The organism is Pseudomonas sp. GW821-FHT04D07, assembly GCF_059420225.1.
This window is the reverse complement of record NZ_JBWKTH010000012.1, coordinates 36,896-62,830: the sequence shown is the minus strand read 5'-3', so window position 1 is coordinate 62,830 and position 25,935 is coordinate 36,896. Positions and strand designations below refer to the sequence as shown.

The following is a 25,935-nucleotide window of genomic DNA, read 5'->3' as shown; positions in this document are numbered from 1 at the left end:
TGTTCAGGAGGCGCCGAGGACCTGGCGGATCTCGATCAGTTGCGCCGGCTCGCCGGAGACCACGACATGCGCCGACAACGGCGGCAGCTGCCGACCTTCCGGCGTGCGGCTGGGCCGGACGGAAAAGTTGACGGTGATCAGCGTGCCGTCGGCAAAGGTCGAGCGCTGCAGCAGGCGGTCCGCGGACAGGATCTGGAAGTCATCCATGGCCTGGCTGAACAGGCGCTCGTGCAGGGGCCGGAACACCTTGTCGTAGGCGCTGATCAGCGGCAAATCGCGGGAAATCACCTGATCGTTGAGGTGATACAGCGGGGGCACCATGTACAGCAATTGCAGCAACGCCGTGACCTCGCGCTCGCTGGAAAATTTCAGCGAACCGTACTCCCAGTGATGGGTACTGACCAGGCTGTCATGCAACACGATCTGATACAGCGGCAAGCGAAACTCGGCCGAGGTCACGAAGCGCGCCACCTCCGGCTTCAACGGCACCGCCTTGAAATACAGGTTGGGGGTTTCCGGCGGCCAATAGCCGCCCAGGTAGTAGCGCGAGCGTTTGTTCTTGCGCATATCCGCGTCCATCCAGGCAAAGGGCTGGGTGGCAATGCCATGGCTGAAGGCGATGACCGGCGCATAGAAGGCCAGCCCACCCTCGCTGCCCGTGACCAGGTCCAGCGCCTGGACCGGATACGCCAGACGCCGGCGGCGCGCCTCGGCATCCTGCACCTGGCTGGTTTCCCGGCCCGGCGTGTAATCACTGAACTCGGGGCCGGCGGCATCGACATCGAGAAAGTAGCTGTTCAGGCGCCCCGCCTGCGCCACGGCGCTGATCCGCCGCTTGGCATAGGCTTCGACACGGCGTGGATTGACGTAGACCCCTCGACCATTGAAGCCCTGGACTTTCTTGCCCTGCTCATCGGTATAACCGGCGGCGGCCAGTTCATCGCCCATCTTCGCGGTCGCCCAACTGGCTTGCAGATTCGACGGATGCGCACTGCCGTAGCTGTCGTAGGCCGACACCAGGTAGCCGGCGGCCTTGGCGGCGTCCACCGCCTCGGGGTGCCAGAAGGTGTCGCGCCAGTCATCGGCGCCCAACCAGGCCCGCGCCAGACCCGCGCCTTGCAAGGCGACAACGGTGTCGAGGGACAACCCACCGCCCCAGCGCTCGGCCGGCGCCAGCAGATCACCAAAGGCCTCGCGCAACTGCCGACGCACCGTTTGCGCCCAGGCCACCTCGGCCTGCGGATCGTGATTGCCGGGCAACGGCGCCCGGGCCTCGCGTACGATCACCGCAGGCAACCCGGAGTTGATCGCCCGGATCACCTGGATCCGGGCAAAAGGCGGAACCTGCTCAGAGGCGCTATCGGCTTCGCCCAGCGCCAGCAGGAAGGCCTCACGGGCCTTGAGTTCGAAGGCCCCCCAGAGCCTGGACGCCAGGTGATCGCTATCGTCGCGGTGGCGGGCAAAAAAGCGTAGGAACTCCGGCCAGTGCAGGACATCGCCAGCCTTCAGCGGCCCGGCATCCCACAGATAGATATGCGGCGCGCCGCCCAGTTGGGCAATCTGCGGTTGGCTGTGGATTTTCTCGCGCAACGAGACGAACTGATCGTTATCCCGCAGCCATTGCCGGTACAGCCGTGCGCCGATCAGCGACTCCCGCGGGCCGACGACAATGCGCACCCGGTAAGGTGCATCGGGGGCCAAGCGATTGAAGGTATGGCCGAGGGTCGGCACGGGGCGACCGTTTTGCTCCTTGATACCAAAACTGGTGTTGAACGGCGTCTCGACGATCCAGGTCAGTGAATAGTCCTTGCGCAGTTCGCTCCAGAACGGCATCGACAGCACGCCGTTGAGCCGCGATGGCTGATAGCGCCGCAGCAGCCAGTCCAGCCATTTCGGATCATCACTGGGAATATAGGCGCCTTCGCCAAACGGAATCGCATGGGCCTCGATCGCCCCGCCGTCGATGGGCCGAGGCCACTCCAGTCGCCCCGGCTGTTGGGCATGCACCGTCACCACCAGGGCCTCCCGGTCCATCCCGACCTCGACCCTGAAATCCTGCTCAGCCTGTCGGACCCGCCAGCGGTTGCCGGTGTGCTCGATGACCTGAGTGTCCTTGTCGAAGGCCGCGGCACTGAGCAGGTCCGGGGGCCGGTGTTCGTCGCGGTGCAGCAAGGACACGGCCAGGCTGGCCGGGTCGATGACAAAGGTACCTGAACGATGGGGCAGGTAGACCAGGGAAGCGCATTCGACCGTCAGGGATAAGGCCGATCCGAGCAGGGTCAGCCAGATCTGCAAGCAGCGACGATCATTCACCCAGCGCGGCGGCGTGGCCTTCATGTTGTCCTCGTCGATTCAGGTGTGTAAACCGACGAACCTTAACTGACAGAGGAGAAAATGCCCTGTAGTCCCCTTCCCCTCGAATCGAGTGAAAACACTAAAAATCTGCGGATGTGGGCGCGGGGCTTGTCGGACCGCCGCACCGCTCCCACACCACAATCAGGACTTCAGTGGCCGGCGCAGCAGGTAACAGTCCATGATCCAGCCCTTGCGCTTGCGCGCCGCTTCGCGCACACGGCGAATCCGCTCGCCGACCTCGTGCAGCTTGCCGGCCACCAGCAGTTCGTCTTCGGTGCCCAGGTAGGCGCCCCAATAGATCTCCAGGTCCTGGTCGGCAAACTGGCCGAACGCACAGCGGGCGTCGAGCATGACCACCACGTTGTCCAGGTCGGCCGCCGCCAGACGCCGCCCGGTGGTGATCAGCAGCGGCTCGCCGATGCGATTCAGAGGAATCCGATGGTGCGCGGCCAGCACCTGGATGCTGCTGATGCCCGGGATCACCTCGACGGCGAACGCCGGACCGCCGAGCGCGCGAACCCGCTCGAGAATCCTCAGGGTGCTGTCATAGAGCCCCGGATCGCCCCAGACCAGGAACGCACCGCACTCATCTTCGCCGAGCTCCTCGTCGATCAGTCGTGCAAACAGGCTGGCCCGCTGCCGATGCCAGTGTTCGACCCCCGCCTCGTAGGACGCCGCCGAGTCCTCGCGCAGCGGATCGCTGACCTGGACCTGCCGGCAGCCGGGCTGTTGGATATAACGCTCGCAGATGGCCTTGCGCAGATTCAGCAGATCGTCCTTGGCCTCGCCCTTGTCCAGCAGGAACAGCACCGCGGCGCGGTTGAGCGCGTTGATCGCCTGCACGGTGATCTGCTCCGGGTGCCCGGGGCCCATGCCGATCAGCAGGAGGGTTTTCATGACTGGCGCTCCAGGTGTCCGGCGCCTGGCACGGGCCCATCTTGGGCACGGTGCAACTGGCGCGATGGCGAGGATGAGGGCATTATCGGCAGGCGCCCACAACAAAAAACGACAAAAAGTAGCCAGGCATGACCCGAGCAGCCCGCGTCACCGACCCCTCCTACGAGTTGATGGACGACCACAACGGCCTGTCGATCATCTATCGCCAGCATGGTTTTCCCTGCCCCCTGGTTCGTTGGCATTTCCACAAGGAATACGAGCTGCACCTGATCGTCGCCAGCTCCGGCAAGGTGTTCATTGGCGACTATATCGGCAACTTCTACCCGCAGACCCTGTTCCTGACCGGCCCCAACCTGCCCCACAACTGGATCAGCCAGGTGGCCGAGGATGAAGTGGTACCCAAGCGCGACATGCTGGTGAACTTCACCGACGAACTGTTCGAAAGCGGCCACCTGGTGTTTGCCGAGCTGAAAGCCCTGACACCGCTGCTGGAACGGGCCCAGTACGGCATCGAGTTCCGTTGCCAGCACACCGTGCGCCAGGCCACGACACTGATGCAACGTATCGCCGACTCCCGGGGGGTCACCCGGCTCGGTCATTTCCTGATCCTGCTGGAACTGCTGGGCAACTGTGACGACTACCAGTTGCTGTCTGGCGCTACCACACCACAACTGGCCGACGAGCACAATATCGACCGCACCAACCGGGCGGTCGACTACATCTTTGCCCACTACGCCCGCGAACTGCCGTTGGAAGAAGTGGCCGAGTACCTGGGCATGAAACCCACCTACTTTTCCCGGGTATTCAAGCAGGCCACCGGCCGTTGTTTCGTCGAATTCGTCAATCGCCTGCGCATCAGCAAGTCCTGCGAATTGCTCGCGGACGGCGACAAGCCAGTGACCGATGTCTGCTTCGAGTCCGGCTTCAACAATATCTCCAACTTCAACCGGCGCTTCCAGCAACTCAAGGGCATGACCCCTTCGCATTACCGGCGCCTGGCGGTACAACGTCTGACCGAGCAGAACCACGGCTGATGACCCGGATTCAGAGGCAGAACGCGGACCTGTAGGAGCTGGCTTGCCAGCGATGAGGCCCTTGAGGCTTGTACCGGCCTTGCGGCCGCCATCGCTGGCAAGCCAGCTCCTACAGGGAGACCGTGCTAGGTGGAGGGTCGTGCCAGGGCGGCAAAACCGCGCTGCAAATCTTCGATCAGCGAGGCAACCGCCTCCAGGCCGATATGCAGCCGGATCAGCGGATTGCGCCTCGGCCCGGCAAACTGCCGGTCGCTCACATCCGCCACCGTTACCAGGCTTTCATAGCCGCCCCACGAAGCGCCCAGCCCGAATAGCTGCAAGGCGCCGATAAAACGCTGCAACTGCCCTGGATCGGCCTCGGCGAACTCGAACGACAACAACCCGTTGCTGCCGCTGAAATCCCGCACCCATAGCGCATGATCCGGGTGCGTGGACAAGGCCGGATGGAACACTTGCCGCACCAGCGGCTGCGTCTGCAACCAGCGGGCGATTTCCAGGCCCTGGCGCTGGTGCACCTCCAGGCGCGCCGCCAGGGTCCGCGCACCGCGCAGAACCAGATAAGCATCGTCGGGACTCACCGTGTTGCCAAAGCTGTCGCTCATCCGCGCCAGCGCCGGCCAGGCGGCCGCGCGGGTACAGACGCTGCCCATGACCACATCGCTGTGACCACACAGGTACTTGGTCAACGCCATGATCGAGATATCCGCCCCCAGGGCCAACGGCCGGTACTGGTAACCCGACCCCCAGGTATTGTCGACCGCCAGCAGGATAGCGCGCGGCTTGCACAGGGCCGCGATGGCCGGCAGGTCGTTCAGTTCGTAGAGCAAGGAGCTCGGCGACTCGCAATAGACCATCCGGGTGTTGGCCTGCAGGCGTGACTCGATATCCCGGCCGTCCGCCGGAAAATAGCCGACTTCAATGCCGAAGGGCTCGAGGAACTCCTGCGCCAGACGCCGCACCGGGAAGTAGACGCCATCGCTAATCAGCACATGGTCGCCCGGGCGCAGATAGGCCAGGAAGGTCTGCGCCACCGCCGCCAGCCCGGTACCGAACAGACGTGTGCGATGGCCGCCTTCCAGCTCCGTCACCAGGTCTTCCAGAGCAAAGGCCGTCGGGTTGCCCCGGGCGCCATAGCTCAGGACCCGTTCGCTGTCGCGGCGGCGGCGGGCGTCACGCATATCCGCCAGACTGTCAAACAGTACGGTACTCAAGCGGGTGACCGGCACGTTCACCGAACGCGGGCCACTGCCCTTGACGGTACGAGCAGCGTGAATCAGCCGAGTCCGTACATCCACTGGCGCCTTGGCGGGTGCCAGCGGCTTCAGGCTGGCGATCTCCGCCGGCGTCATTTGCCCCAGCAGGCCGGTTTCCCAGGCCAGGTACTGGCGCGCCGCGTCCTTGTTGCCGGAATGACGATCGTGGGTGAAAAACAGGAAATCGATGCAACGCTCGTCAGGCAACGCCGACGGGTCGTTGCTCACCGTCAGCCCGGCCGCTTTCCAGGCCGACAGGTCCGCGCGGAAAAACCGCAGCCGCGCCCGCTGGACCTCGGGCAACTCCAGGGCCGCCAACTGCGCCACGGCGATATCGTCCGCCAGTAAAACCAGAGGCTGTTCTTCATTGGCCACTTCAGCGGCCAGCAACGAACGGATCGACCAGCGCGAACCGACCAGATGAGCTTTGCGAAAGGCCATGCTCGGACGCAGATCGATCAGCACCACCGCGCCTTCAGCCAGTTCACGGGACAAATCCCGAGCCTCAAGCACGGGCAGCTCGGGCAACGGCAAGGCTGCAGCCACCGGCAAGCGCAAACCGCTGTACAGTCCGTCTTCCAGTACCCGGGCATCGTGCCCCAACTGGCGCAGCCAGCTGGCAACGACCGGGGCACGCACGCCATCGTCGTCGAATAGCACCAGCCGCGCCTGGCGCACACCGATATACAGGTCGGTGGCCTGGATCAACTGGCCGCCTGGCGTATGTTGCGCGCGGGGCAGGCTGCCGAGGCCAAACTCTTCGGCGCTGCGCACATCGCAGAGAAACAGACTGCCCTCGCCCGCCTGCGCCCAGGCCGTGACCTGCGCCGCCGTGACCGTCGGCACCTCGGCACGCCGGGCCAGCACGCGGGCAGCCTCGCGCTGCTGCTCGATACCGGCCGGCGGTGCCGCATCAGCGTAGCGGCGGGTACTGCCATGCTCCAGTTGCAGGTCAGCCAGGAACCAACCCTGGGTGCCATTTTCCAGGGCATAGACCGGGTTCTTCACCCCAAGGTTGATCAGCGTCTGCGCCCCGATAATGCTGCGGGTACGCCCGGCGCAGTTGATCACGATCGGCGTCGATGGGTCCTCCACCAGATCGTGCAGGCGATAACCCAACTCTCCATTCGGACAGCAGACCGAACCCGGAATGGTCATCTTGCGGTATTCGTCGAACGGTCGACCGTCCAGCAACACCAGGGGTTTGCCCCGGGCCTGCCAGTCGGCCAGTTCAGTCGCGCTGATATGCGGCGTATGGCAGGCTTCTTCCACCAACTCGCCAAAGGCCTTGGACGGCACATGCACGCCGGCGAACAACTGCAAGCCCGCCGCCTGCCAACCGTCGGCACCGCCCTGCAGGATGTGCACCTGCTCATAGCCCAGTGCTTGCAGGCGTTGCTCGGCACGGGCGGCCAGTTCGCCGCCCTCCTGGTCGTAGATCACCAGCCGCACTCGCGGCTCGGGTGCCAGACGACGGACTTCCAGCTCCAGGCGGCTATAGGGCAAGTGCACCCCGTGAAACAGATGAGCCTCACCGTACTGGCCGTGTTCGCGCACATCGAACAGGGCGATTTCGCGCCCGTCGAACAGCCATTGCTGCAACTGTGCCGGTGTAATGGTTTTACTCACAGAAACCCTGCTTTCCAGTGAAGAGGTCATTCCAGCCCCCACGAGCGCTCGTCCGCGGCCAGGATCCCGACTTTCAAGCCATTGGCCGTCGGCCAGTAATGAAGGTCGATCATGCGGCGTAAGCCTTGATCGAAGGCGCCATCTGCGAAGCGTTGTAGTTGAGGATGCTGCCGTCGTCCTGCACGCCATAGCGGCCGTTGAGCGATTCCAGCGGACGCCCGTAGAGATGGAAATGCAGGGTCGCCTGCTCGCCATCGACGCGGATGCTGTGCAGGTCTTCACCGAGGAAGGCGATGGAGGTACCCGGCTGCACCACCACTTCACGCTCAAGCTTGAGCTCGGCGCGCTCAGGGTCGCTGCCGTCGTCAGCGCGGGCGTAGACACGGTTGAGTTCCTGGCCTTCGACGGCACTGATCACCGCCCAGGTCTCGTGGTTATGGGCGATGGTGTTCTTGCCCGGCAGCAGCGAGTTGAGGTACAGGGTCGGGGTTTCACCGTCGTCGTTCAGGCGATAGCGGAAGGCGGTATTGCCCTCGCCGGCCACGGGTGCCGGAAAGGTTTCGAAATTGAACAGATCACGGCGCTCGGCGAGAGCTTCCAACAGGGCGACGATCTCTTGCAAAGCGGCGCGGTCGACGCCGCGCTGGTGGATGGCGCGGATCTTCACCAGGAAAGATTCGATCACGTTGGCGCGTTCGGTGGTGCTCATGGGCAGGCTCCTTATCAGGTGGATCACGGTCAGACGGACAGGCTGTAGCGGCTGATATTGTTCAGCCAATACGGATCGGGTTGCAGGTGGCGACGGCCGACATCGCCCAAGGCATGCCGGAGAAATTCGCGGGTGCGCTCGCTTTGCGGCTGCTGGAATACCTGGTGGGCGCTGCCGGATTCGACGATCAGGCCGTTTTCGGTGAAATACACCCGGTCGCTGATTTCCTCGGCAAAGCGCATTTCATGGGTCACCAGCACGCAAGTCATGCCCTCCTCAGTCAACTCGCGAATCACCGTCAGCACCTCGCCGACGGTTTCCGGGTCGAGGGCCGAGGTCACCTCATCGAACAGGATCAGCTCCGGGCGCATGGCCAGGGCACGGGCAATTGCCACCCGTTGTTGCTGACCGCCGGACAGTTGCCCGGGAAAGGCCTCGGCCTTGTGCTCCATGCGCACCTTGGCGAGCAGCTGCCGGGCCTCCTGTTCGGCGTCGGCGCGGCGGCGACCGAGCACCTTGCACGGGGCAATCAGCAGGTTGTCCAGCACCGACAGGTGCGGGAACAGGTTGTATTGCTGGAAGACGAAACCGACCCGCTTGCGCAACTCGATCAGCTCCGCCTCGCGCTGCAGTTGCTGCACCTCGGTGGCGCCGACGCGAATGGTGCCGCGCTGAGGTTTGAGCAGCCCGGTGATGCAGCGCAGGATCGTCGACTTGCCCGAGCCCGAAGGCCCGATGATGGACACCGCCTGGCCGCGTTGCACATCAAGGTCAATGCCCTTGAGCACCGCGTTGGCGCCGAACGACAGGTGCAGGTCGCGCAGGCTGACGAGGGGTTCAGTAGAAGGCATAGCGTCGCTCCAGGCGTTGGGTCAGACGGGAAATCGGGTAGCAATAGACGAAGAACAACGCCAGCACGCTGAAGTAGATCAGCACGGTGAAACCGCTGCGGTTGACGGTGTTGCTGGCGATCTGCGCGGTGTCGATCAGGTCATGCACGCCCACCAGGGAAGCCAACGCGGTGCCCATGGTGATCACCGCATAGAGGTTCATCCAGGGTGGCAACATGCGTTTGAAGCACTGCGGCAGGATGATCGAGCGAAACAACTGGCCGCGACTGAAGGCCAGGGAGCGCGCGGCCTCCCATTGAGTACCGGGGATCGAGCCGATGGCCCCGCGAAAAATTTCGGCGACGTTGGCGCTGGCCGGCAGTGCCAGGCCGACGGTGACCTTCAGCCAGTCGGGAAACGGCAGGTAGTAGCTGCCGACATGGATTTCGAACGGAAACACGTAGGTGGTGAAGTAGATCAATACCAGCCAGGGCGCGTTGCGAAACAACTGCACCCACAAGCGTGCCGGCAGGCGCAGGATCCGCAGCGACGACAACCCCAGCGCACCGATCAGCAAGCCCAGCAGCGAGCCGATGGCAATCGCCAGCAGGCTGATCAGGATATTCTGCGCAAAGCCCACGGCCAGCGCCGGCGACCATTGCCACAAGGCTTCAATAACCATAACCGGGCATCCTCAACCGCGCTTCCAACGCCCGGCCCACACAGTTGACGATAAAACTCAAAACCCCGAAAAAGCTCAGCATCAGGATCATCAGTTCCAGCACGTTGTCGCTCTGGGTCCAGATCATGATCGAGGCGTAGGTGATATCGCCCACGGCGATAGCCGAAGCCACGGCGGTCATCTTCACCAGGTCGATCAGGTTGTTGACCAGCGACGGCAGGGCAAAGCGCAGGGCCAGTGGCAGCTGCACGTTCCACAGCAACTGGCGACGGCTGAAGGCCAGCGAACTGGCGGCTTCCATCGTCACCGCCGGCACCGCCTCGATCCCGGCGCGCAGGGCTTCGGCATGAAAGGCGCCCTTGTGCAGGGAAATCACGATCACCACCCAGGCAAACGGCGTCAGCGGGTTGGCCGCGCCCACCGCCTGGGTCAGCAGCATATTCAATACCAGGAAGGCGCAGTAGAGCTGGACCAGGGTCGGCGTATTGCGGGTGACCTCGACGAACACCCGGGCCGGGCGCGACAACGCCTTGTTCCCGCTGGTGAGCATCGCCGCCAGGGTGATTCCCGCCAGCAAACTGCCGATGATGGTCAGCACGCACAGCAGCAGCGTGGTCCAGGCCCCGTCGATCAGGCTGCCGCGTTGGTAGGCATCCAGCAGGAAGCGGTAGTTGAGCCCCAGGTGGGCGGCCCCTTGCACAAAGGTTTCCATCACGCCGGCCCCTCGACCAAGCGGGCACACGCGACGGCGATCCGGTGACCGGCTTCACGAACACTGTCAGTGGTCGTGGCAATCGACAGGCGGAACCAGGGCGACAGGCCATAGGCACTGCCCGCGACCCCGGCAACGCCCTCCTCCAGCAGATAGTCCACCAGTTCGTTGTCACTGCCGATGGCCTGACCGTCCGGACGCAAGCAACCGATCAGGCCGGCACAACGGACGAACACAAAAAAGCCGCCTTCGGGTTGCAACACTTCGAGCCCGTCGACTTCGCTCAAGGCCGCCACCAGCAGATCGCGGCGCAGCCGATAGGCCGCCACTTGCGGCTTGAGGAAATCCAGCCCGCCGTCGTAGGCCGCCAAGGCCGCCGCCTGACTGACCGACGAAGCACCGGATGCCGATTGCGACTGGACCACGCTCATGGCCGTGGTCAGCGCCAGGGGACCGGCACCGAAGCCGATCCGCCAGCCGGTCATGGCGTAGGTCTTGGACACGCCGCCCACCAGCAGGCAGCGCGCCTGCAAATCCGGCGCGACATTGAGCAGGTTCAGCGGCGGCTGGCCGTCGAAGCGGATGTGCTCGTACAACTCATCGAGCAGCACCAGCACCTGGGGATGGCGGCGCAGCACCTCGGCCAACGCGCCCAGTTCATCGGCGCTGTACACCGCACCGCTGGGATTGCCCGGGCTGTTGAGGATCAGCCAGCGGGTGCGCTCGCTGATCAACCCGTCCAATTGCGCCGGGGTCAGCTTGCAGCCCTGCTCCAGGGTCGACGGGATAAACACCGGCTCGCCACCGTTGATCCGCACGCTGTCCGGGAAAGACGGCCAGTACGGCACTGGCACCAGCACTTCATCGCCCTCGTCGAGGGTCGCGACAAAGGCATTGAAGATGATCTGTTTCGCGCCGTTGGCGATGACGATCTGTGGCAGTGCATAGTCGAGGCGATTCTCGCGCTGGAGTTTGCGCCGTACCGCCTCGCGCAAGGCCGGTACACCCGGTGTCGCGGTGTATTTGGTCGCCCCGGCGACGATGGCCGCAGAGGCGGCCTCCTTGATATGCAGCGGGGTATCGAAATCCGGCTCGCCAGTGGTCAGGTCAAGCACGTCGCGACCGCCGTCGCGCAGGGCCGTAGCCCGGGACTTGGCCGCCGCATTGGCCGACAGCGAAACCCTTTGCACCCGCTTGGACAGTCGAACAGTCATGGCAGCACCTTGCCTGGATTGAGCAAGCCACGGGGATCGAGGGCTTGTTTGATTCGCCGCATCAGGTCCAGTTCCAACGGGCTCTTGACCTCAGCCAGCAGCGCGCGCTTGCGTTGGCCGATGCCGTGCTCGGCACTGATGGAACCACCGTGGGCGTGGGTGTTGCGATGCACCAGGGCGCTGAGCGCCGCATAGTGGGCCATATGCGCTTCGACCGGCTGGCCGAGGGGCGCGGCGACGTTGTAGTGCAGGTTGCCGTCGCCGAGGTGGCCGAAGATCAGGTTGCGCACGCCGGGGAAATGTTCCTGCAACAAGGCGTCGGTCTCGCGGACAAAGTCGGCGATCCGCGAGATCGGCAGCGAGATATCGTGCTTCATGTTGCGCCCTTCGCGGGCCTGGGCTTCGCTCATGTTTTCCCGCAACTGCCACAGCGCGGCGCTCTGGGCCAGGCTTTCGGCAATCAGCGCATCGGCCAGCAGGTTCAGCTCGAAGGCCTCGCCCAGCACCCGTTCGAAGGACTCCCGAGCATGTTCGGCGCTGTGGTTGTCGGACAGCTCCAACAGCGCGAACCAGGCTTGCGGTGCCTGGGCAAAGGGCTGCGGGTCGGCGGGAAACTGCTGGCGCAACAGCGTCAGGCAGGCGGCGGACATCAGTTCGAAGGCTGTCAGGTCGGCGCCGAAACCGGCGCGGGCATGGGACAGGAAAGTGACCGCCTGTTCCAGGGAGTCGAATGCCAGCAAGGCGGTGCTCTGCGCCTTGGGCAACGGAAAAAGTTTCAAGGTGGCGGCGGTGATGATGCCCAGGGTGCCTTCGCTGCCGATAAACAGGTCGCGCAGGTCGTAGCCGGTATTGTCCTTGCGCAGCCCGCGCAAGCCGTTCCAGATATCGCCGTCGGCGGTCACCACTTCCAGGCCCAGGGTCAACTCGCGGGTGTTGCCATACCGCAACACGCCGGTGCCGCCGGCATTGGTGCCCAGGTTGCCGCCGAGGGTGCAACTGCCCTGCGCCCCCAGGCTCAGGGGAAACAGGCGCCCGGCGTCACGGGCCGCGTCCTGCAGGTTCTGCAGGATGCACCCGGCCTCCACGGTGACGGTGTCGTTGGCGGTATCGAGTTGGCGAATACGGTTCATCCGGTCGAGCAGGACCAGCACGCTGTTACCGCTGGCATCCGGGGTGGCCGCGCCCATCAGACCGGTATTGCCGCCCTGCACCACCAACGGTGCGCCATGGTGAGCACAGACCCGCACCACGGCGGCGACTTCCTCGGTACTGGCCGGGTGCACCACGGCGATAACCTGGCCATGGAAGACACGGTGCTTGTCGCTGAGAAACGCGCGGCCGGCAACGGAGTCCTGGACATGGGCGGCGCCCAGCAGTTGTTGTAACTGCGCGAACAATCCGCTCATGGGAGCTGCGCCAATGGAGCCGCAGCCTTGAACTGCTCATGCAGCTGCAGCAACGCCTGGGACGGCGGCATGCCGCTGCGCTTGCCCAGCTCGATCAGCCAGCCGCTGCGGTGCCAGTCGCGGACAATCGCGTCGAGACGGGCCTGCACATCCTTTTCGCCCTTGCGCACCCAGATCACCGAACGGGACGGGATCAGGTCGGTGGGCAACGGGATCTCGTAATCGGACCATTCGGCCTCGTCGAGCAGACTGTGCATGGTCGGGCTCACGTGGACCGCAGCCACGCAGCCATTACCGCGCAGGGACAGCAGCGATTCGGACTGACTGCGGAACGCCTTGATCTGCGCGCCGTAGATTTCCTGCAGGGGCTTGGTGAAGTTGCTGCCCTGGGAAACGCAGACCGGCTTGCCCTTGAGCTCTTCCCAGCGGGTGATGCCAGCGCCCTTGCGGATCAGCGCGGCGCCGCCGACTTCTTCGTAAGGCGTGGGCACATAGTCGAGGATCTCGGCGCGTTCTTCGGTGAACTGCATATTGGCGATCAGCGCATCGACCTTGCCCTGTTGCAGGAACTGCACACGGTTGGGCGCCAGCACCGAGACGCTTTCCAACTCCACGCCGAGGCGCTGGGCCAGGCCCTTGGCGAGTTCGACGTTATAGCCCTGATGGGCGCCGGTGGCCGGGTCGATAGTGCCGAATGGCGGGCCACTGAGGATCACGCCGACACTGATCTTGTGCCGGGCCTGGATCTTGTCGAGTGTGGCATCGGCCTGGGCCAGGGAGGCGAATAGTGCCAGGGCGATGGGCAAATACTTGAACATTGCGGGGGTATCCTTAAGAGATCGGGCGACCTGGAGTCTGCCTATGCGGCGGTCCGGCGTCCCGGCAAGCTTCGCTCCCACAGGTTGCAGTGTCCGCAGCCCCTTCAGGCTCACTCGGACAATGTGGGAGCGGAGCTTGCCCGCGAAGGGGGCCGCAAGAGCGCCAAAAAACATTGCAGGTACGATCAACCCTTGAACTGGTTATGCAGCTCCACCAGCGCCGGCGACTTCGGAGAAATCTGATTGCGGCTCTCGGCCTCGATCAGCCAGCCGCTGCGGTGCAGGCCCTGGACCACCGTGTCCAGGCGCTTCTGGGTGTCGACTTCGCCCTGGCGGGTCCAGATCACCGACGGCGCCGGGTTCAGCTCCGGGGTGATGGCGCGATATTCCTGCCACTCCGGATTGCCCGCCAGCAGCGGATTGATCAGCGTCGCGTCATGGACCGCCGCCACGCAGTTGTTGCCGCGCAGCGCCAACAAGGACTCCGACGAGCTCTTGAAGGCTTTCAACTGGGCCCCCAACTCGCTCAACGGCTTGACGTAGCTGCTGCCCTGGGAGGTGCACACCGGCTGCCCCTTGAGGTCTTCCCAACGGCTGATCTTGCTGTCCTTCAATACTGCCGCGGTACCGCCAACCTTATAAAACGGCGTCGGCACATGGCCCAACTGACCGTCACGCTCCGGCGTCCATTCCATATTGGCGATCAGCAGGTCGACCTTGCCCTGCTGCAGGAACTGCACGCGGTTGGCCGGCAGTACCGGCACCAGCTCAACATCGACCTTCAGGTCCTTGCCCAGGGCATTGGCCAGGTCGACATTGAGGCCCTTGGGCGCCTGGGTCGACGGCTCGATGGAACCGAAGGGCCCGCCGGACAGCAGCACGCCAACCACCAATGTGTGGCGCTGCTCGATCTTGTCCAGGGTGGCGTCGGCCTGGACCGCACTCACCGCCCCCAACGCCAGCACGGCGCCGATAAAAGCAGGAAGCAGGCGTTGGCCCGGTGTGCGCTTGAACGACATGACTATCCCCTTGATGACAATCGGCGTATCCCGACCTGGTGGCTACGCATGCTAGGGAGCACCAGGCGCGAACGGAAATTCAAATATCTAATATTGTTATAACTTTCTGGTTATTAGCTTTTTAGAAAAACGGTATAAGCCCTGTTTACTGGATCTTTAAGCATCCCCCATATTTTCGACTCGCCAAATACATCAGGATCTGTAATCTATTGGCGAACGTCCTTGATATGAATTCGAGCCGCCATGCCCTCTCCGACCCTGGACCTGGAACTGCTGCGCACCTTCGTCGCGGTGGTAGACCATCACAGTTTTGCCGAAGCCGGCCAGCACCTGGCGCGCACGCAATCGTCCGTGACCCAGCAGATGCAACGCCTGGAACAGCAGGTGGGCGTCGGTCTGTTCCAGAAACAGGGGCGCCAGAAGCAGCTCACCGAGCCGGGGCGCCAGTTGTTGCGCCATGCCCGGCAATTGCTGTCGCTGAATGACGAGGCGCTCAGTTCGCTGCAGGAAAACCATATGAGCGGCGTGCTGCGTATTGGCTCCCCCCACGATATCGCCGACACCATCCTGCCGCCGATCCTCAGCCATATCGCCCGCTCGGCACCGCGCCTGCGCCTGGAAATCGATGTGGGCCGCAGCCCGTACCTGATGGAGGACCTGCACCGGGGCAAGATCGACATGGTCATCTCCACCCGCGAGGACTCGCGCCTGCAAGGTTTTGCCCTGCGCACCTCACCGGTCTGGTGGATCTGCTCGGCGCAGTACATCCACGTCCCCAGCGAACCGTTGCCGCTGATCCTGGTGGAAGAGCCGAGCATCTACCGACGCTATGCCATCGAAGCACTGGAACGTGAAGGCATCGCCTGGCGCCAGGCGTACCTGGCCTCGAACCTGATCGGCATCAAGGCAGCGATTCGCGCCGGGCTCGGCGTGACACCGCGCAGCATGGAGCTGCTGGGGCCGGATATGCGGGTACTGGGGGAAAACGACGGTTTGCCGCGCTTGCCGGATGTGACCTATCACCTGTGGATCCGGCCCAATACCGTGAACCCACTGGTACGCCGGGCCTATGACCTGATTCGCAGCAGCCAGGGGTTGTAAGGGCGAATCACGCAATGCAGCCAGTGATCGGGCGGGCTCGTTATCCCATGCACTTGCAGCAACGTCTCAAGCGCTGACTCGCGCCCACGGGAACATTCACTTGACTTGCCGGTCATTAACTCAAGAACTAGGCTGCTGATGAGCAGTGGCGCCTTGAGCGCGGCGCCGCCCTCCCCCGAATTTTGCGCATGACCCCTGGTGCAAGGAGGCAAAGGGCACAGGCTTGATCTATTCATACAACTGACTAATTGATTAGAGAGCCCATGAAAGAGCAACCCCAGCGGCAGGCGACTTCTCGCACCTGGCAGGTTCTTGCGCCTGCGAGCGTGCTTTGCGTCGCCATGCTCACGGGCTGTGCCGTAGGCCCGGACTTTGTTCGGCCCAGCACCGCCAAAGATGCCGGCTATTCACGGGAGAAGCTGACGACGACCGCCTCGGCCGATGTGGCGGCAGGAGGCGCGGCGCAAAAACTGGTCGAAGGCATGGATATCCCCGGCCAATGGTGGACGCTGTTCCGCTCGCCAGCCCTGAACGCGCTGGTGGAAGAGGCGCTGAAGGCCAATTCGGATGTGGCCGCCGCGCAAGCGGCCCTCCATCAGGCCAACGAACTGGCTTACGCCGAGCAGTCCTCGCTGTTTCCCTCCCTGAGTGGCAGTGCGTCCAGGACGCGACAGTTGCCGTCGACCGCCAGCACTTTTGGTTTGCCCGCGCGGATTCTCACTGTCAATTCAGCCTCGCTGAGCGTCTCTTACGACGCCGACGTGTTCGGCGGTGGCCGTCGCCAGATTGAATCGTCCACGGCCCAGGCCGAGTATGAGCGCTACCAACTGGAAGCGACCTACCTGACACTGACCTCGAATGTCGTCAACACAGCCATCACCCTGGCCTCCCTGCGCGACCAGGTGACCGCCACCCAGGAACTCATCCGGCTGCAGAACGATCAGCTTGATCTCCTGCAGTCGCGACGGCGGCTGGGGGCAATCGCCAATACCGATGTGCTCACGCAGCAGGCGGCACTCGCGCAAACCCGCGCAACCTTGCCGCCCCTGCAAAAGCAGCTCGCGCAAACCCGTAACCAATTGATGGCTTATCTCGGCCGTTTTCCCAATCAGGATCAGGGCGAGAGTTTCGACCTGGCCTCCCTCCACCTGCCAGAGCGGTTACCGCTCAGCCTGCCCTCGAGCATCGTCGAGCAGCGACCGGATGTGCGCGCCGCCGAGGCGCAACTGCATCAGGCCAGCGCCAATATCGGCGTGGCCGTTGCCAATCAACTGCCGCAATTCAGCATCAGCGGAACACTGGGCTCCAGTGCGCTGAGCGGCACCCGGCTGTTCTCGTCGGGGACGGGGTTCTGGAGTCTCGCCGGCTCGGTCAGCCAGACGATCTTTGACGCCGGCACCCTTAAACATCGCAAGCAGGCCGCCGTGGCCGCCTATGATGAGTCGGCCGCGCGCTATCGCGGCACCGTGATCAGCGCCTTCCAGGATGTCGCCAACGCACTCAGGGCACTGGAAGCCGACGCCGACACCCTCAACCAGCAAGTGCTGGCCGAACAGGCTGCCCACGAAAGCCTGACGCTGGCCCAGGCGCAGTTCCAACTGGGTGCCGTGGCCTATTTGAATCTGTTGACCGCGCAACAGACCTATCAGAACGCGGTACTCACCCGCGTCAGGGCGCAAAGCGCCCGTTACAGTGACACCACCGCCCTCTTCCAGGCACTGGGCGGTGGCTGGTGGAACCGAACCGATGTGGCCCCTGCCTCCGTGGGAAGCCTTGAGCGTTATTGAAACAGTGAGAAAAACCATGGCCGACGCCAAGATCGCCGCTTCTCCATCGACCCCGCCGAACGAACCTGGCGGTGCCCGTAAACGACGGTTGCTCAAGCCTATGCTCGTCATGATCGGGGTGGTGCTGGTGATCGTCGCGATCATCGCCGGCGTGAAGTTCAGCCAGATATCGAAGCTGATCGCCCAATCAAAAATCCCGCTGCCAGCCGCCGTGGTAACCGTCATCCGGGCCGAGCTTGCCGATTGGCAGCCGAGCGTTTCCGCCGTGGGCTCGATAAAGGCCGTACGGGGCGTCGATGTCACCACCGAGGTCGGCGGTATCGTTCGCACTATCGGCTTCAAGCCGGGCCAGCAAGTGGCGGCCGCCGACCTGCTGGTCCAGTTGAATGCGGACTCGGACATCGCCCAACTTCACTCGCTCGAAGCCACCGCCAACCTGGCCGCAACGGTCCTCAAGCGCGACAAGGCGCAACTGGCGGTGAACGCGGTGTCCCAAGCCCAAGTCGAAGCGGACGACGCCGACCTGAAGGCGAAAGTGGCGGCGGCAGAGCAACAACGAGCGTTGCTGGCGAAGAAAACCATCCGCGCGCCCTTTGCCGGAAAGATCGGGATCACCAGTGTCAATCCCGGTCAATTCCTCAACCCCGGCGACAAGATCGCGACCCTGCAAACCTTCAACCCCATCTACATCGACTTCAACGTACCGCAAGCGCAGCTGGCAGCGATTTCCCTCGGCCAGGCGGTCGCGGTCACGGCTGGCGGCCTGCCCAAGCAAACCTTCGCCGGCAAGGTCACGGCCATCGACACCAGGTTCGATCCGACCACACGCAACGTTGTCGTTGAAGCCACCGTCGAGAATCCGAAACAAAGCCTGGTGCCGGGCATGTTCGCCCAGGCCGTCGTGGAGTCCGGCGCGAAGCAGCGCTACCTCACCGTGCCACAAACCGCCGTCACCTATAACCCTTATGGGACGACGGTCTTTATCGCCGTACAGAAGAGCGACCAGGGCAACGAGGTGCTCACCGCGCAGCAAACGTTCATCGAGACCGGGCCAACCCGCGGTGACCAGGTGGCCATCCTCTCCGGCGTGAAGGAAGGCGACCAGGTGATCACCAGTGGCCAGATGAAGCTCAAGAACGGTTCACCGGTGAAAATCGACAGTCAGGGCGCGCCTTTGAACGACGCGTCGCCGAAGCCACAAGAACAATAGGTCTGCGCGCCCATGAAACTCACCGATATCTTCATCAAGCGACCGGTCTGGGCCGTTGTCGTCTCGATGTTTATCCTGATACTGGGGCTGCGATCGATCTTCGGGCTGCCGGTCAACCAGTGGCCACGCACCGAAAACACAGTGGTCACCATCACCACCAGCTACTACGGTGCGGACGCGGCCACCGTGGCCGGTTTTATCACCCAACCGCTCGAATCGGCCATCGCCCAGGCCCAGGGTATTGATTACCTGTCGTCCTCGAGCATTACCGGGATCTCAACCATTACCGCGACCCTGCGGCTCAACTACGAGGCCAGCAAGGCGCTGACGGAGATCAACACCCAGGTCAACTCGGTCAAGAACCAGCTGCCGGCGCAGACCCAGGAGCCGGTACTCACGGTGGCGGTTGGACAGACCACCGATGCCATGTACCTGGGCTTCTACAGCGATGTACTGCCCACCAACAACATCACCGATTACCTGTTGCGGGTGGTCAAGCCCAAGCTCGATTCGATCGAAGGCGTGCAGACGGCCGAGATTCTTGGCGGGCGCCAGTTCGCCATGCGCGCCTGGCTGGATCCGGGCAAGCTGGCCGCCCACAACGTTTCGGCGCAGGACGTTTCCGCCGCCTTGTCAAACAACAACTATCTGTCCGCCCTGGGTTCGACAAGAGGACAGATGGTGACGGTGGACCTGACCGCCGGTACCGATTTGCACACCGTGGATGAATTCAAACAACTGGTCATCAAGCAGAACGGCGATGCGCTGGTGCACCTGGAGGATGTGGCCACGGTCACCCTGGGCGCGGAAAGCTACGACACCAGCGTCGCATTCTCCGGCAAGCGCTCGGTGTTCATCGGCATCAAAGTGGCGCCCAATGCGAACATCCTGACGGTCGCCGCCAGCGTCAGGAAGGCCTTCCCCGACCTGCAATCGCAACTGCCGAGCGGCGTCAGGGGCGAGATCGTCTACGACTCCACGGAGTTCATCAATACCTCGATCTACGAGGTGGTGAAGACCCTCGTCGAAGCCATGATCATCGTCTCGATCGTCATCTATTTGTTCCTCGGCTCATTTCGCGCGGTGATTGTGCCACTGGTGGCGATACCGCTGTCGCTGATCGGGACCTTCTTCATCATGTTCCTGCTGGGGTACTCGATCAATCTGCTGACCCTGCTGGCACTGGTACTGGCCATCGGCCTGGTGGTCGATGACGCGATTATTGTGGTCGAGAACGTCGACCGCCATATCAAGGAAGAAGGCAAAGGGGTACTGGAGGCCGCCATGGTCGCCGCCAGGGAACTCGGCGGTCCGATTGTCGCGATGACCGTGGTCTTGATTGCCGCGTACGTTCCCATCGGACTGCGCACCGGCCTCACCGGTGCGTTGTTCAAGGAGTTCTGTTTCTCGTTGGCCGGTGCCGTGACCGTGTCGGCCGTGGTGGCGCTGAGTCTCTCGCCGATGATGACCTCACGGCTCTTCAAATCAGGGCAGGAAGAGGGTCGATTTGCCCGCCTGCTGGATCGCTATTTCGACCGGTTACGCAAGCGATATCACCGGGTGCTGTCAGCCGGGCTGAATAGCTGGCCGGTGCTGGTCACCTTTGGTTTTATCCTGTTCCTGCTGGTGGCCGCCAGCGGCATGACGGCCAAGAGCGAGCTGTCGCCGACCGAAGACCAGGGCTTGGTGTTCATGCAGGTCAAGGGGGCGCCGACAGCCTCCCCGCAGCAGATGGAACGGCTGGCTGACCAGGCCTTCCAGATCGCCAAAACCGAGCCCGAGTACGCGCAGATGTTCCAGCTGACCGGGGTGCCGTCACTCAACTCCGGGCTTGGCGGCGTGCTGCTCAAGCCCTGGGGACAGCGCAGCCGTTCGCAAGCAGAATTGATACTGGACCTGCAACAGAAGTGGAACCAGGTGGCCGGCGCCAAGATGGCGGCCTTTCCACTGCCGTCGCTGCCGGGCGCCCAAGGCTTGCCGGTGCAGTTTGTCATTACCACCACGGAGTCGGTCGAGAACCTGAATGAAGTGGCCCAGGCGGTCATGACCGAGGCCCAGAAGCAACAGCTGTTCTGGTTCTCCGATCTGGACCTGAAGATCGACAAGCCGCAGGCCAAGCTGATCGTCGACCGTGACAAGATCGCAACCCTGGGGATGACCCAGGCCGACGTCGGCGCAGCCCTCTCGGCGGCGCTGGGTGGCAATTACGTGAACTACTTCTCCACCGCCGGGCGCTCGTACAAAGTCATTCCCCAGGTACTGCAGGTCGACCGTCTCAACCCCGAGCAGATTCTCGATTACTACATTCGCACGCCTTCCGGGGCAATGATCCAGGCGCGCACAGTGGCCCATATCGAGACGTCGACCGAGGCGGAGTCCATCAACCACTTCCAGCAACTCAACTCGGCTACCCTGTCCGGCGTGAGTGGTTTGTCCCAGGGTGAACTGCTGACGAAACTGGACACTATCCTCAACCAGGTCGCCCCCTCGGGGTACACCTCCGATGCATCGGGTGAGTCGCGTCAGTTCATCCAGGAGTCGGGCGGCTTTGTCGGCCTGCTGCTGTTCTCCATCCTGATCGTCTACCTGGCGCTGGCCTTCCAGTTCGAGAGCTACCGCGACCCGGTGGTGATCCTGTTTTCGGTGCCGCCGGCGCTCTTCGGCGCACTGGCGTTCATCACCATGGGCTTTGCCTCGATCAACGTGTACACCCAGGTGGGCCTGGTGACCCTGCTCGGGCTTATCACCAAACACGGGATTCTGATCGTGCAGTTTGCCAACGAACTGCAACGCGCAGGTCGCAGCAAGCGCGAGGCCATCGAAGAGGCCGCGGCGGTACGCTTGCGGCCGATCCTGATGACCACGGCGGCCATGGTCCTGGGTGTGGTCCCGTTGGTCTGGGCCTCCGGTGCCGGCGCGGCCGGGCGTCACGACATGGGCCTGGTGATCTTCGCCGGCCTCTCGATCGGCACCCTGCTGACACTGTTCATGGTGCCCGCCATGTATATGTTCATTGGCACCACTCATCACCAGGAGGCAGCCGAACAGCCGATGTCCACACCTGTGGCCTAACGGCCGCCGCGCTTATTCCAGGCGCGCCCGAAGGAATTCAATGAAACGCTGGGTTTTGGCCGGCAGTAATCGGGTCTCGGTCACCGCATAGACCGTCACCGGTTTGCCCTTCCATTCGGGCATGACACGACGAAGCTGGCCACTACGCAGTTCATCGGCAATGATTTCCTCGTTCATCAGCACGATGCCCTGATCAAGCGCGGCAAGCCGCCGAAGCATCCCGACGCTGTTGACCATGAAACGCCCTCCCACCGCTACCGAGAGGGTTTGTACGCCATCGTTCAGTGTCCAGCTCCCGCCCTTCTGAATACTCAGGCACTGATGCCGTTCGAGATCACTCGGTGTGCGGGGCTCGCCCGAGACTTCGAGATAACGCGGCGAGGCGTACAAATACGCCACCACGGAGGTCAAAGGTCGGGCGATCAACTGTGAGTCCTCCGATTCACCAATCCGAATGGCGACGTCGAAGGGCTCGCTCACCAGGTCGACGCGCCGTGAGGTCAGGTCGAAATCGAAGCTGATGCCCGGATAGAGGCTGGCGAACTCGGCGATCAAGGGCGCCAGGTAAGTGACCGCGAAGTCCACGGGAAATGAAACCCGTAGCACACCGCTGGGTTGCGCGAGCATTTCGCCAAGCTGCTCATGGGCCAGCCGGGCCTCATCGACAATCCGCTTGCAGCGCTCGAAGTAGATCTGCCCGGCTTCAGTCACCTCGACCTTGCGCGTGGTCCGATGCAGGAGGCGCAAACCGATCGCCTTCTCCAGGCTACTGATACGCCGTGACAGAGTGGAGTTCGGCATGCCCAGCACCTCGGCCGCCCCACGAAATCCTTTCGCTTTAACGACCTCGACAAACAACGCCATATCGTTCAGAAATTCCACGCCAATTGCTCCACAAATGGATCAATTAAATCCAGAAACCACTATTTATCCCAAAAATAATAAGGCTGATGATGCGGTTCCAGCAACATACACTTTTGAGGATCGCACCATGAGCTCACTCTTCAGCCCCATACAGGTCGCCCAGGCGACTTTTTCAAACCGTCTGGCCATGGCCCCCATGACCCGCAGCCGCGCGGAATTCGATGGCACGCCGGGAGAGCTGGCGGCCGAATACTATGCCCAGCGCGCCAGCGTCGGCCTGATTGTCACGGAGGGCACACAACCTTCCGCCGATGGTCAGGGCTACCTTACGACACCGGGGATCCATAGCGATGCGCACGTTGCCGGCTGGAAAAAAATCACCGCCGCGGTGCACGCCCAAGGCGGGCATATTTTTATCCAGTTGATGCATGCCGGTCGTATGTCCCACCCCGATAACACGCCCCACCATCGTCAGGGTGTGGCGCCGTCTGCCATTGCACCGAATACCCCCATGTTCACCGTCACGGGCATGCAGGACATCCCCGTGCCACGCGCACTGAGTACTGAAGAAGTGCGCCAGACAGTCGGCGACTTCCGCCTCGCCGCACGCCGGGCCATTGAAGCCGGGGCCGACGGTGTCGAAATTCATGGCGCCAACGCTTATCTGGTCCAACAGTTCCTGGCGCCAAGCGCAAACACCCGAACGGACGAATACGGGGGCTCCATCGCGAACCGCGCACGCTTTGCCATCGAGGTTGCGACCGCCATCGCCGAGGAAATCGGTGCCGATAAAACCGCCATTCGCCTCTCACCGGGCATCACCCTGTGGGGCATTGACGAAGGCGAAGAAGGTCCGGACCTCTACCGCTACCTGGTGGCCGAACTGAACAAGCTGGGCCTTGCCTACCTCCACGTCATGCATCAAGGCGACGACACGCTGCTGGCGGACATCCGCAAGGCCTGGAACAACACTCTGATTGTGAACCGCCCTGGCCGCCCACGGGAACAGATTGGCGCCGACCTGGCTACCGGGCTGGCGGATATGGAAGCCTACGGTCAGATGGTTCTGGCCAACCCGGATTTTGTCGAGCGGTTGAAGGCCGATGCGCCGCTGAACAAAGCGGACAACAGCACCTTCTTCGGCGGCAGCCAGAAGGGTTACACCGACTACCTCGCCTTGAGTGTTTGAAGGGAGTGAACGGAAGCAGCCAGGACGCTTGTTGCCCTGGCTGGCCCCGTTAGGCCGGAGATTGCGAACGCGCCAGCGTTTTTTTCAGCACCACCGGTATCGACAGGGCAATCAGTGCCGCGATCACGCACAGCAGCCCGGCGATAAAAAACGCCGGAATGTAAGTGGCCAGCAAAGTCCGCGTCAGCCCCGCGCCGTAGGCGGCAAAGGCCGCACCCAGTTGATGTCCGGCAAACACCCAACCGAAGACGATATTGGCCCGCTCGCCGCCGAATTTCTGCGCCACCAGTTTTACCGTGGGCGGCACGGTGGCGATCCAGTCCAGGCCATAGAGCACTGCGAAGAATGACAGGCCGAACACGGTGAAGTCGGTAAATGGCAGGATCATCAGCGAGATGCCGCGCAAGCCGTAATACCAGAACAACAGCCAGCGATTATCGAAGCGGTCCGACAACCAGCCCGACCCCACGGTGCCGAAGAAGTCGAAGATCCCCATCATCGCCAGGATACCCGCGGCACTGGTGGCGACCAGGCCGAAATCGCCGCACATGCTGATAAAGTGGGTCTGGATCAGCCCGTTGGTGCTGGCTCCGCAGACGAAGAAAGTGAGGAACAGCACCCAGAACGTCCAACTGCCCGACACGTCGCGCAGCACCTTCAACGGGCTTATCAGCATCTGCAGCAAACTGCCCCGTTGGGCAGGCGCCGGCAACACGTCCTTCTCCCCGTACAGCGGCAATTCGAGGTCCACTGGACGATCGCGCAACAGCGCAAGCACCGCCACCACGACCACCGCCATGGCGCCGCAGATCAAGCCCAGCGCCAAGCGCCAGCCATAGTGCTCCGTCAGGGAAGCCATCAGTGGCATGAACAGCAGTTGGCCGGTGGCGGAACTGGCCGAAAGCAGCCCGACCACCAGGCCGCGACGATGGGAAAACCAGCGGGTCGCCACCGTAGCCCCGAGCACCATAGCAGTGAGTCCGGTGCCGACACCCACCACCACGCCCCACAACAACACCAATTGCCAGAAGCTGTTCATAAACATCGAACCGATCATGCCACCGAGCACGATCGCCAACGCCACCAGTACGACCCGGCGCAGACCGAAGTAGTTCATGAAGGCCGCCGCGAAAGGTCCCATCAACCCGTACAGCATGAAACGAATCGCCAGGGCTGAAGAGATCTGCGCGCTGCTCCAGCCGAACTCATGCTCCAGAGGCACGATGAACACACCCGGCGCGCCCATGGCGCCAGCCATCACCAGCATGGTCAGGAAGGTGACGGCGGCGACCACCCAGCCATAGTGAACCTGGCGCCGTGCCAGGCGGTTTGCGACCAATCTAGACAACATGGAGTGTTCCTTATGCTTGCGGGGCGGGCCGCGCTTCATCGGGGGGAAGGGCTAAATAGATTATGTTCGACCTTTATTTAATAAATGTTTTACATCATGTATTATTGCTTGGCAAGACTGTCGATTCGTCGACATGTATGATCGTTGACATATATTTTCAGCATCACGCGAGGCGACCATGCCCAGGGTATCCAGGAAACAGAGCGAACAGAACCGTGTCACCATCACTGAAACCGCCAGCCGGCTGTTCCGCCAGCGCGGCATGAACGGCGTCAGTTTGAACGAGGTGATGAAGGCCAGCGGGCTGACCCACGGCGGCTTTTATGGTCACTTCGACTCCAAGGAGGCCCTGGCCAACGAAGCCTGTGCCAAGGCCTTCGAGCAGGCCACCAAGACCTGGCGGGAACGCGTCGATGCTCATCGCAAAAAGAGCAAGTCGCGCCAGGCCATCGTCGACAATTACCTGTCCGACAGCCTGCGAGCACACGACGCCGAGATCTGCCCGGTGCTGGCTTTTGCCAGCGACCTGGCCCACGAACCCGTCCCCTCGACGCTGCAACAGTGCTATGTCGAAGGCCTGGAGCAGTTGCTGGCGACTTACCAGGGCACCCTGGATGACGCTGACTCAGACCACGCCAGACAAACCGCCCTGGTGGAGTACACCTTGATGGTCGGCGCCATGACATTGGCCCGCGCCACCACAGGTTCACCGTTGGCCGATGAGCTGCTCAGGGCGACGAGGTCCTTTCTGAAGTCCAGCTCGGACCGGTAACGACAAACACATTGCCCCAGGCCCGCATCGC

20 protein-coding genes are annotated in these 25,935 nt (G+C 62.9%); 7 read left to right on the top strand and 13 right to left on the bottom strand.

The window, feature by feature from the left end; genetic code table 11:
* Window positions 1-3: 3 nt before the first annotated feature.
* Complete coding sequence (locus tag AC07T0_RS16240) at window positions 4-2,337, bottom strand: glycoside hydrolase (protein WP_495002156.1); 2,334 nt, start codon at window positions 2,335-2,337, stop codon at window positions 4-6.
* 159 nt (window positions 2,338-2,496) lie between these two features.
* Entirely contained in the window at window positions 2,497-3,252 is a 756-nt protein-coding gene (gene cobF, locus AC07T0_RS16235) for a precorrin-6A synthase (deacetylating) (RefSeq protein WP_495002155.1), read from the bottom strand.
* Between the two features lie 128 nt (window positions 3,253-3,380).
* On the opposite strand from cobF, the gene AC07T0_RS16230 reads away from it, so the two are divergent.
* Window positions 3,381-4,286 (top strand): helix-turn-helix domain-containing protein, encoded by a 906-nt coding sequence (locus AC07T0_RS16230; RefSeq protein ID WP_495002154.1) that lies wholly within the window; start codon window positions 3,381-3,383, stop codon window positions 4,284-4,286.
* A 125-nt stretch (window positions 4,287-4,411) separates the two neighbouring features.
* Here the strand turns inward: AC07T0_RS16230 and metC are convergent, their stop codons facing one another.
* The 9 genes from metC to AC07T0_RS16185 all read right to left on the bottom strand — a co-directional run bounded on the left by metC (window position 4,412) and on the right by AC07T0_RS16185 (window position 14,558).
* Window positions 4,412-7,168 (bottom strand): cystathionine beta-lyase, encoded by a 2,757-nt coding sequence (gene metC / locus AC07T0_RS16225; RefSeq protein ID WP_495002153.1) that lies wholly within the window; start codon window positions 7,166-7,168, stop codon window positions 4,412-4,414.
* 109 nt (window positions 7,169-7,277) lie between these two features.
* Window positions 7,278-7,877, bottom strand: coding sequence for a cysteine dioxygenase family protein (locus AC07T0_RS16220; RefSeq protein ID WP_495002152.1), 600 nt, complete (start codon window positions 7,875-7,877; stop codon window positions 7,278-7,280).
* A 29-nt stretch (window positions 7,878-7,906) separates the two neighbouring features.
* The gene (locus AC07T0_RS16215; RefSeq protein WP_495002151.1) at window positions 7,907-8,728 is read right to left on the bottom strand and encodes an amino acid ABC transporter ATP-binding protein; all 822 of its coding nucleotides are present in this window, start codon (window positions 8,726-8,728) and stop codon (window positions 7,907-7,909) included.
* Window positions 8,715-9,389: an amino acid ABC transporter permease gene (locus AC07T0_RS16210; RefSeq protein ID WP_495002150.1), complete on the bottom strand. Its 675-nt coding sequence runs from the start codon at window positions 9,387-9,389 to the stop codon at window positions 8,715-8,717. The genes AC07T0_RS16215 and AC07T0_RS16210 overlap by 14 nt, the downstream gene beginning before the upstream one ends.
* A complete protein-coding gene (locus AC07T0_RS16205) occupies window positions 9,379-10,101 on the bottom strand; it encodes an amino acid ABC transporter permease (protein ID WP_495002149.1) in 723 nt (240 codons plus the stop codon). The genes AC07T0_RS16210 and AC07T0_RS16205 overlap by 11 nt, the downstream gene beginning before the upstream one ends.
* Window positions 10,101-11,315 (bottom strand): aminotransferase class I/II-fold pyridoxal phosphate-dependent enzyme, encoded by a 1,215-nt coding sequence (locus AC07T0_RS16200; protein ID WP_495002148.1) that lies wholly within the window; start codon window positions 11,313-11,315, stop codon window positions 10,101-10,103. The genes AC07T0_RS16205 and AC07T0_RS16200 overlap by 1 nt, the downstream gene beginning before the upstream one ends.
* Window positions 11,312-12,721, bottom strand: coding sequence for an FAD-binding oxidoreductase (locus AC07T0_RS16195; protein WP_495002147.1), 1,410 nt, complete (start codon window positions 12,719-12,721; stop codon window positions 11,312-11,314). The genes AC07T0_RS16200 and AC07T0_RS16195 overlap by 4 nt, the downstream gene beginning before the upstream one ends.
* Window positions 12,718-13,539, bottom strand: a complete 822-nt coding sequence (locus AC07T0_RS16190; protein ID WP_495002146.1) for a transporter substrate-binding domain-containing protein — start codon at window positions 13,537-13,539, stop codon at window positions 12,718-12,720. Before AC07T0_RS16190 ends, AC07T0_RS16195 begins: the two co-directional genes overlap by 4 nt.
* Before the next feature lie 185 nt (window positions 13,540-13,724).
* Window positions 13,725-14,558, bottom strand: coding sequence for a transporter substrate-binding domain-containing protein (locus AC07T0_RS16185; protein ID WP_495002145.1), 834 nt, complete (start codon window positions 14,556-14,558; stop codon window positions 13,725-13,727).
* Window positions 14,559-14,801: 243 nt separating this feature from the next.
* Here AC07T0_RS16185 and AC07T0_RS16180 point away from each other — a divergent pair, with 243 nt between their 5' ends.
* The 4 genes from AC07T0_RS16180 (at window position 14,802) to AC07T0_RS16165 (ending at window position 21,728) form a co-directional block, all read left to right on the top strand.
* Window positions 14,802-15,659, top strand: a complete 858-nt coding sequence (locus AC07T0_RS16180) for a LysR substrate-binding domain-containing protein (RefSeq protein ID WP_495002144.1) — start codon at window positions 14,802-14,804, stop codon at window positions 15,657-15,659.
* A 263-nt stretch (window positions 15,660-15,922) separates the two neighbouring features.
* Window positions 15,923-17,446: an efflux transporter outer membrane subunit gene (locus AC07T0_RS16175; protein ID WP_495002143.1), complete on the top strand. Its 1,524-nt coding sequence runs from the start codon at window positions 15,923-15,925 to the stop codon at window positions 17,444-17,446.
* Window positions 17,447-17,546: 100 nt separating this feature from the next.
* Window positions 17,547-18,656, top strand: a complete 1,110-nt coding sequence (locus tag AC07T0_RS16170) for an efflux RND transporter periplasmic adaptor subunit (RefSeq protein ID WP_495002233.1) — start codon at window positions 17,547-17,549, stop codon at window positions 18,654-18,656.
* A gap of 12 nt (window positions 18,657-18,668) precedes the next feature.
* On the top strand, window positions 18,669-21,728 hold the full coding sequence (locus AC07T0_RS16165; RefSeq protein ID WP_495002142.1) for an efflux RND transporter permease subunit: 3,060 nt from the start codon (window positions 18,669-18,671) through the stop codon (window positions 21,726-21,728).
* 12 nt (window positions 21,729-21,740) lie between these two features.
* Here the strand turns inward: AC07T0_RS16165 and AC07T0_RS16160 are convergent, their stop codons facing one another.
* A complete protein-coding gene (locus AC07T0_RS16160) occupies window positions 21,741-22,610 on the bottom strand; it encodes a LysR family transcriptional regulator (RefSeq protein ID WP_495002141.1) in 870 nt (289 codons plus the stop codon).
* Between the two features lie 109 nt (window positions 22,611-22,719).
* On the opposite strand from AC07T0_RS16160, the gene AC07T0_RS16155 reads away from it, so the two are divergent.
* Entirely contained in the window at window positions 22,720-23,781 is a 1,062-nt protein-coding gene (locus AC07T0_RS16155; RefSeq protein WP_495002140.1) for an alkene reductase, read from the top strand.
* A 49-nt stretch (window positions 23,782-23,830) separates the two neighbouring features.
* Here the strand turns inward: AC07T0_RS16155 and AC07T0_RS16150 are convergent, their stop codons facing one another.
* Window positions 23,831-25,132: an MFS transporter gene (locus tag AC07T0_RS16150; RefSeq protein ID WP_495002139.1), complete on the bottom strand. Its 1,302-nt coding sequence runs from the start codon at window positions 25,130-25,132 to the stop codon at window positions 23,831-23,833.
* A 178-nt stretch (window positions 25,133-25,310) separates the two neighbouring features.
* Here AC07T0_RS16150 and AC07T0_RS16145 point away from each other — a divergent pair, with 178 nt between their 5' ends.
* Window positions 25,311-25,904: a TetR/AcrR family transcriptional regulator gene (locus AC07T0_RS16145; protein WP_495002138.1), complete on the top strand. Its 594-nt coding sequence runs from the start codon at window positions 25,311-25,313 to the stop codon at window positions 25,902-25,904.
* The last annotated feature ends 31 nt before the right edge of the window (window positions 25,905-25,935 follow it).

Excerpts from the sequence above, each read along its gene's own strand:
- AC07T0_RS16240 (WP_495002156.1), bottom strand. The coding sequence starts at position 2,337 with ATGAAGGCCACGCCGCCGCGCTGGGTGAATGATCGTCGCTGCTTGCAG.
- cobF (WP_495002155.1), bottom strand. The coding sequence starts at position 3,252 with ATGAAAACCCTCCTGCTGATCGGCATGGGCCCCGGGCACCCGGAGCAG.
- AC07T0_RS16230 (WP_495002154.1), top strand. The coding sequence starts at position 3,381 with ATGACCCGAGCAGCCCGCGTCACCGACCCCTCCTACGAGTTGATGGAC.
- AC07T0_RS16220 (WP_495002152.1), bottom strand. The coding sequence starts at position 7,877 with ATGAGCACCACCGAACGCGCCAACGTGATCGAATCTTTCCTGGTGAAG.
- AC07T0_RS16215 (WP_495002151.1), bottom strand. The coding sequence starts at position 8,728 with ATGCCTTCTACTGAACCCCTCGTCAGCCTGCGCGACCTGCACCTGTCG.
- AC07T0_RS16210 (WP_495002150.1), bottom strand. The coding sequence starts at position 9,389 with ATGGTTATTGAAGCCTTGTGGCAATGGTCGCCGGCGCTGGCCGTGGGC.
- AC07T0_RS16205 (WP_495002149.1), bottom strand. The coding sequence starts at position 10,101 with ATGGAAACCTTTGTGCAAGGGGCCGCCCACCTGGGGCTCAACTACCGC.
- AC07T0_RS16200 (WP_495002148.1), bottom strand. The coding sequence starts at position 11,315 with ATGACTGTTCGACTGTCCAAGCGGGTGCAAAGGGTTTCGCTGTCGGCC.
- AC07T0_RS16195 (WP_495002147.1), bottom strand. The coding sequence starts at position 12,721 with ATGAGCGGATTGTTCGCGCAGTTACAACAACTGCTGGGCGCCGCCCAT.
- AC07T0_RS16190 (WP_495002146.1), bottom strand. The coding sequence starts at position 13,539 with ATGTTCAAGTATTTGCCCATCGCCCTGGCACTATTCGCCTCCCTGGCC.
- AC07T0_RS16185 (WP_495002145.1), bottom strand. The coding sequence starts at position 14,558 with ATGTCGTTCAAGCGCACACCGGGCCAACGCCTGCTTCCTGCTTTTATC.
- AC07T0_RS16180 (WP_495002144.1), top strand. The coding sequence starts at position 14,802 with ATGCCCTCTCCGACCCTGGACCTGGAACTGCTGCGCACCTTCGTCGCG.
- AC07T0_RS16175 (WP_495002143.1), top strand. The coding sequence starts at position 15,923 with ATGAAAGAGCAACCCCAGCGGCAGGCGACTTCTCGCACCTGGCAGGTT.
- AC07T0_RS16170 (WP_495002233.1), top strand. The coding sequence starts at position 17,547 with ATGCTCGTCATGATCGGGGTGGTGCTGGTGATCGTCGCGATCATCGCC.
- AC07T0_RS16165 (WP_495002142.1), top strand. The coding sequence starts at position 18,669 with ATGAAACTCACCGATATCTTCATCAAGCGACCGGTCTGGGCCGTTGTC.
- AC07T0_RS16155 (WP_495002140.1), top strand. The coding sequence starts at position 22,720 with ATGAGCTCACTCTTCAGCCCCATACAGGTCGCCCAGGCGACTTTTTCA.
- AC07T0_RS16150 (WP_495002139.1), bottom strand. The coding sequence starts at position 25,132 with ATGTTGTCTAGATTGGTCGCAAACCGCCTGGCACGGCGCCAGGTTCAC.
- AC07T0_RS16145 (WP_495002138.1), top strand. The coding sequence starts at position 25,311 with ATGCCCAGGGTATCCAGGAAACAGAGCGAACAGAACCGTGTCACCATC.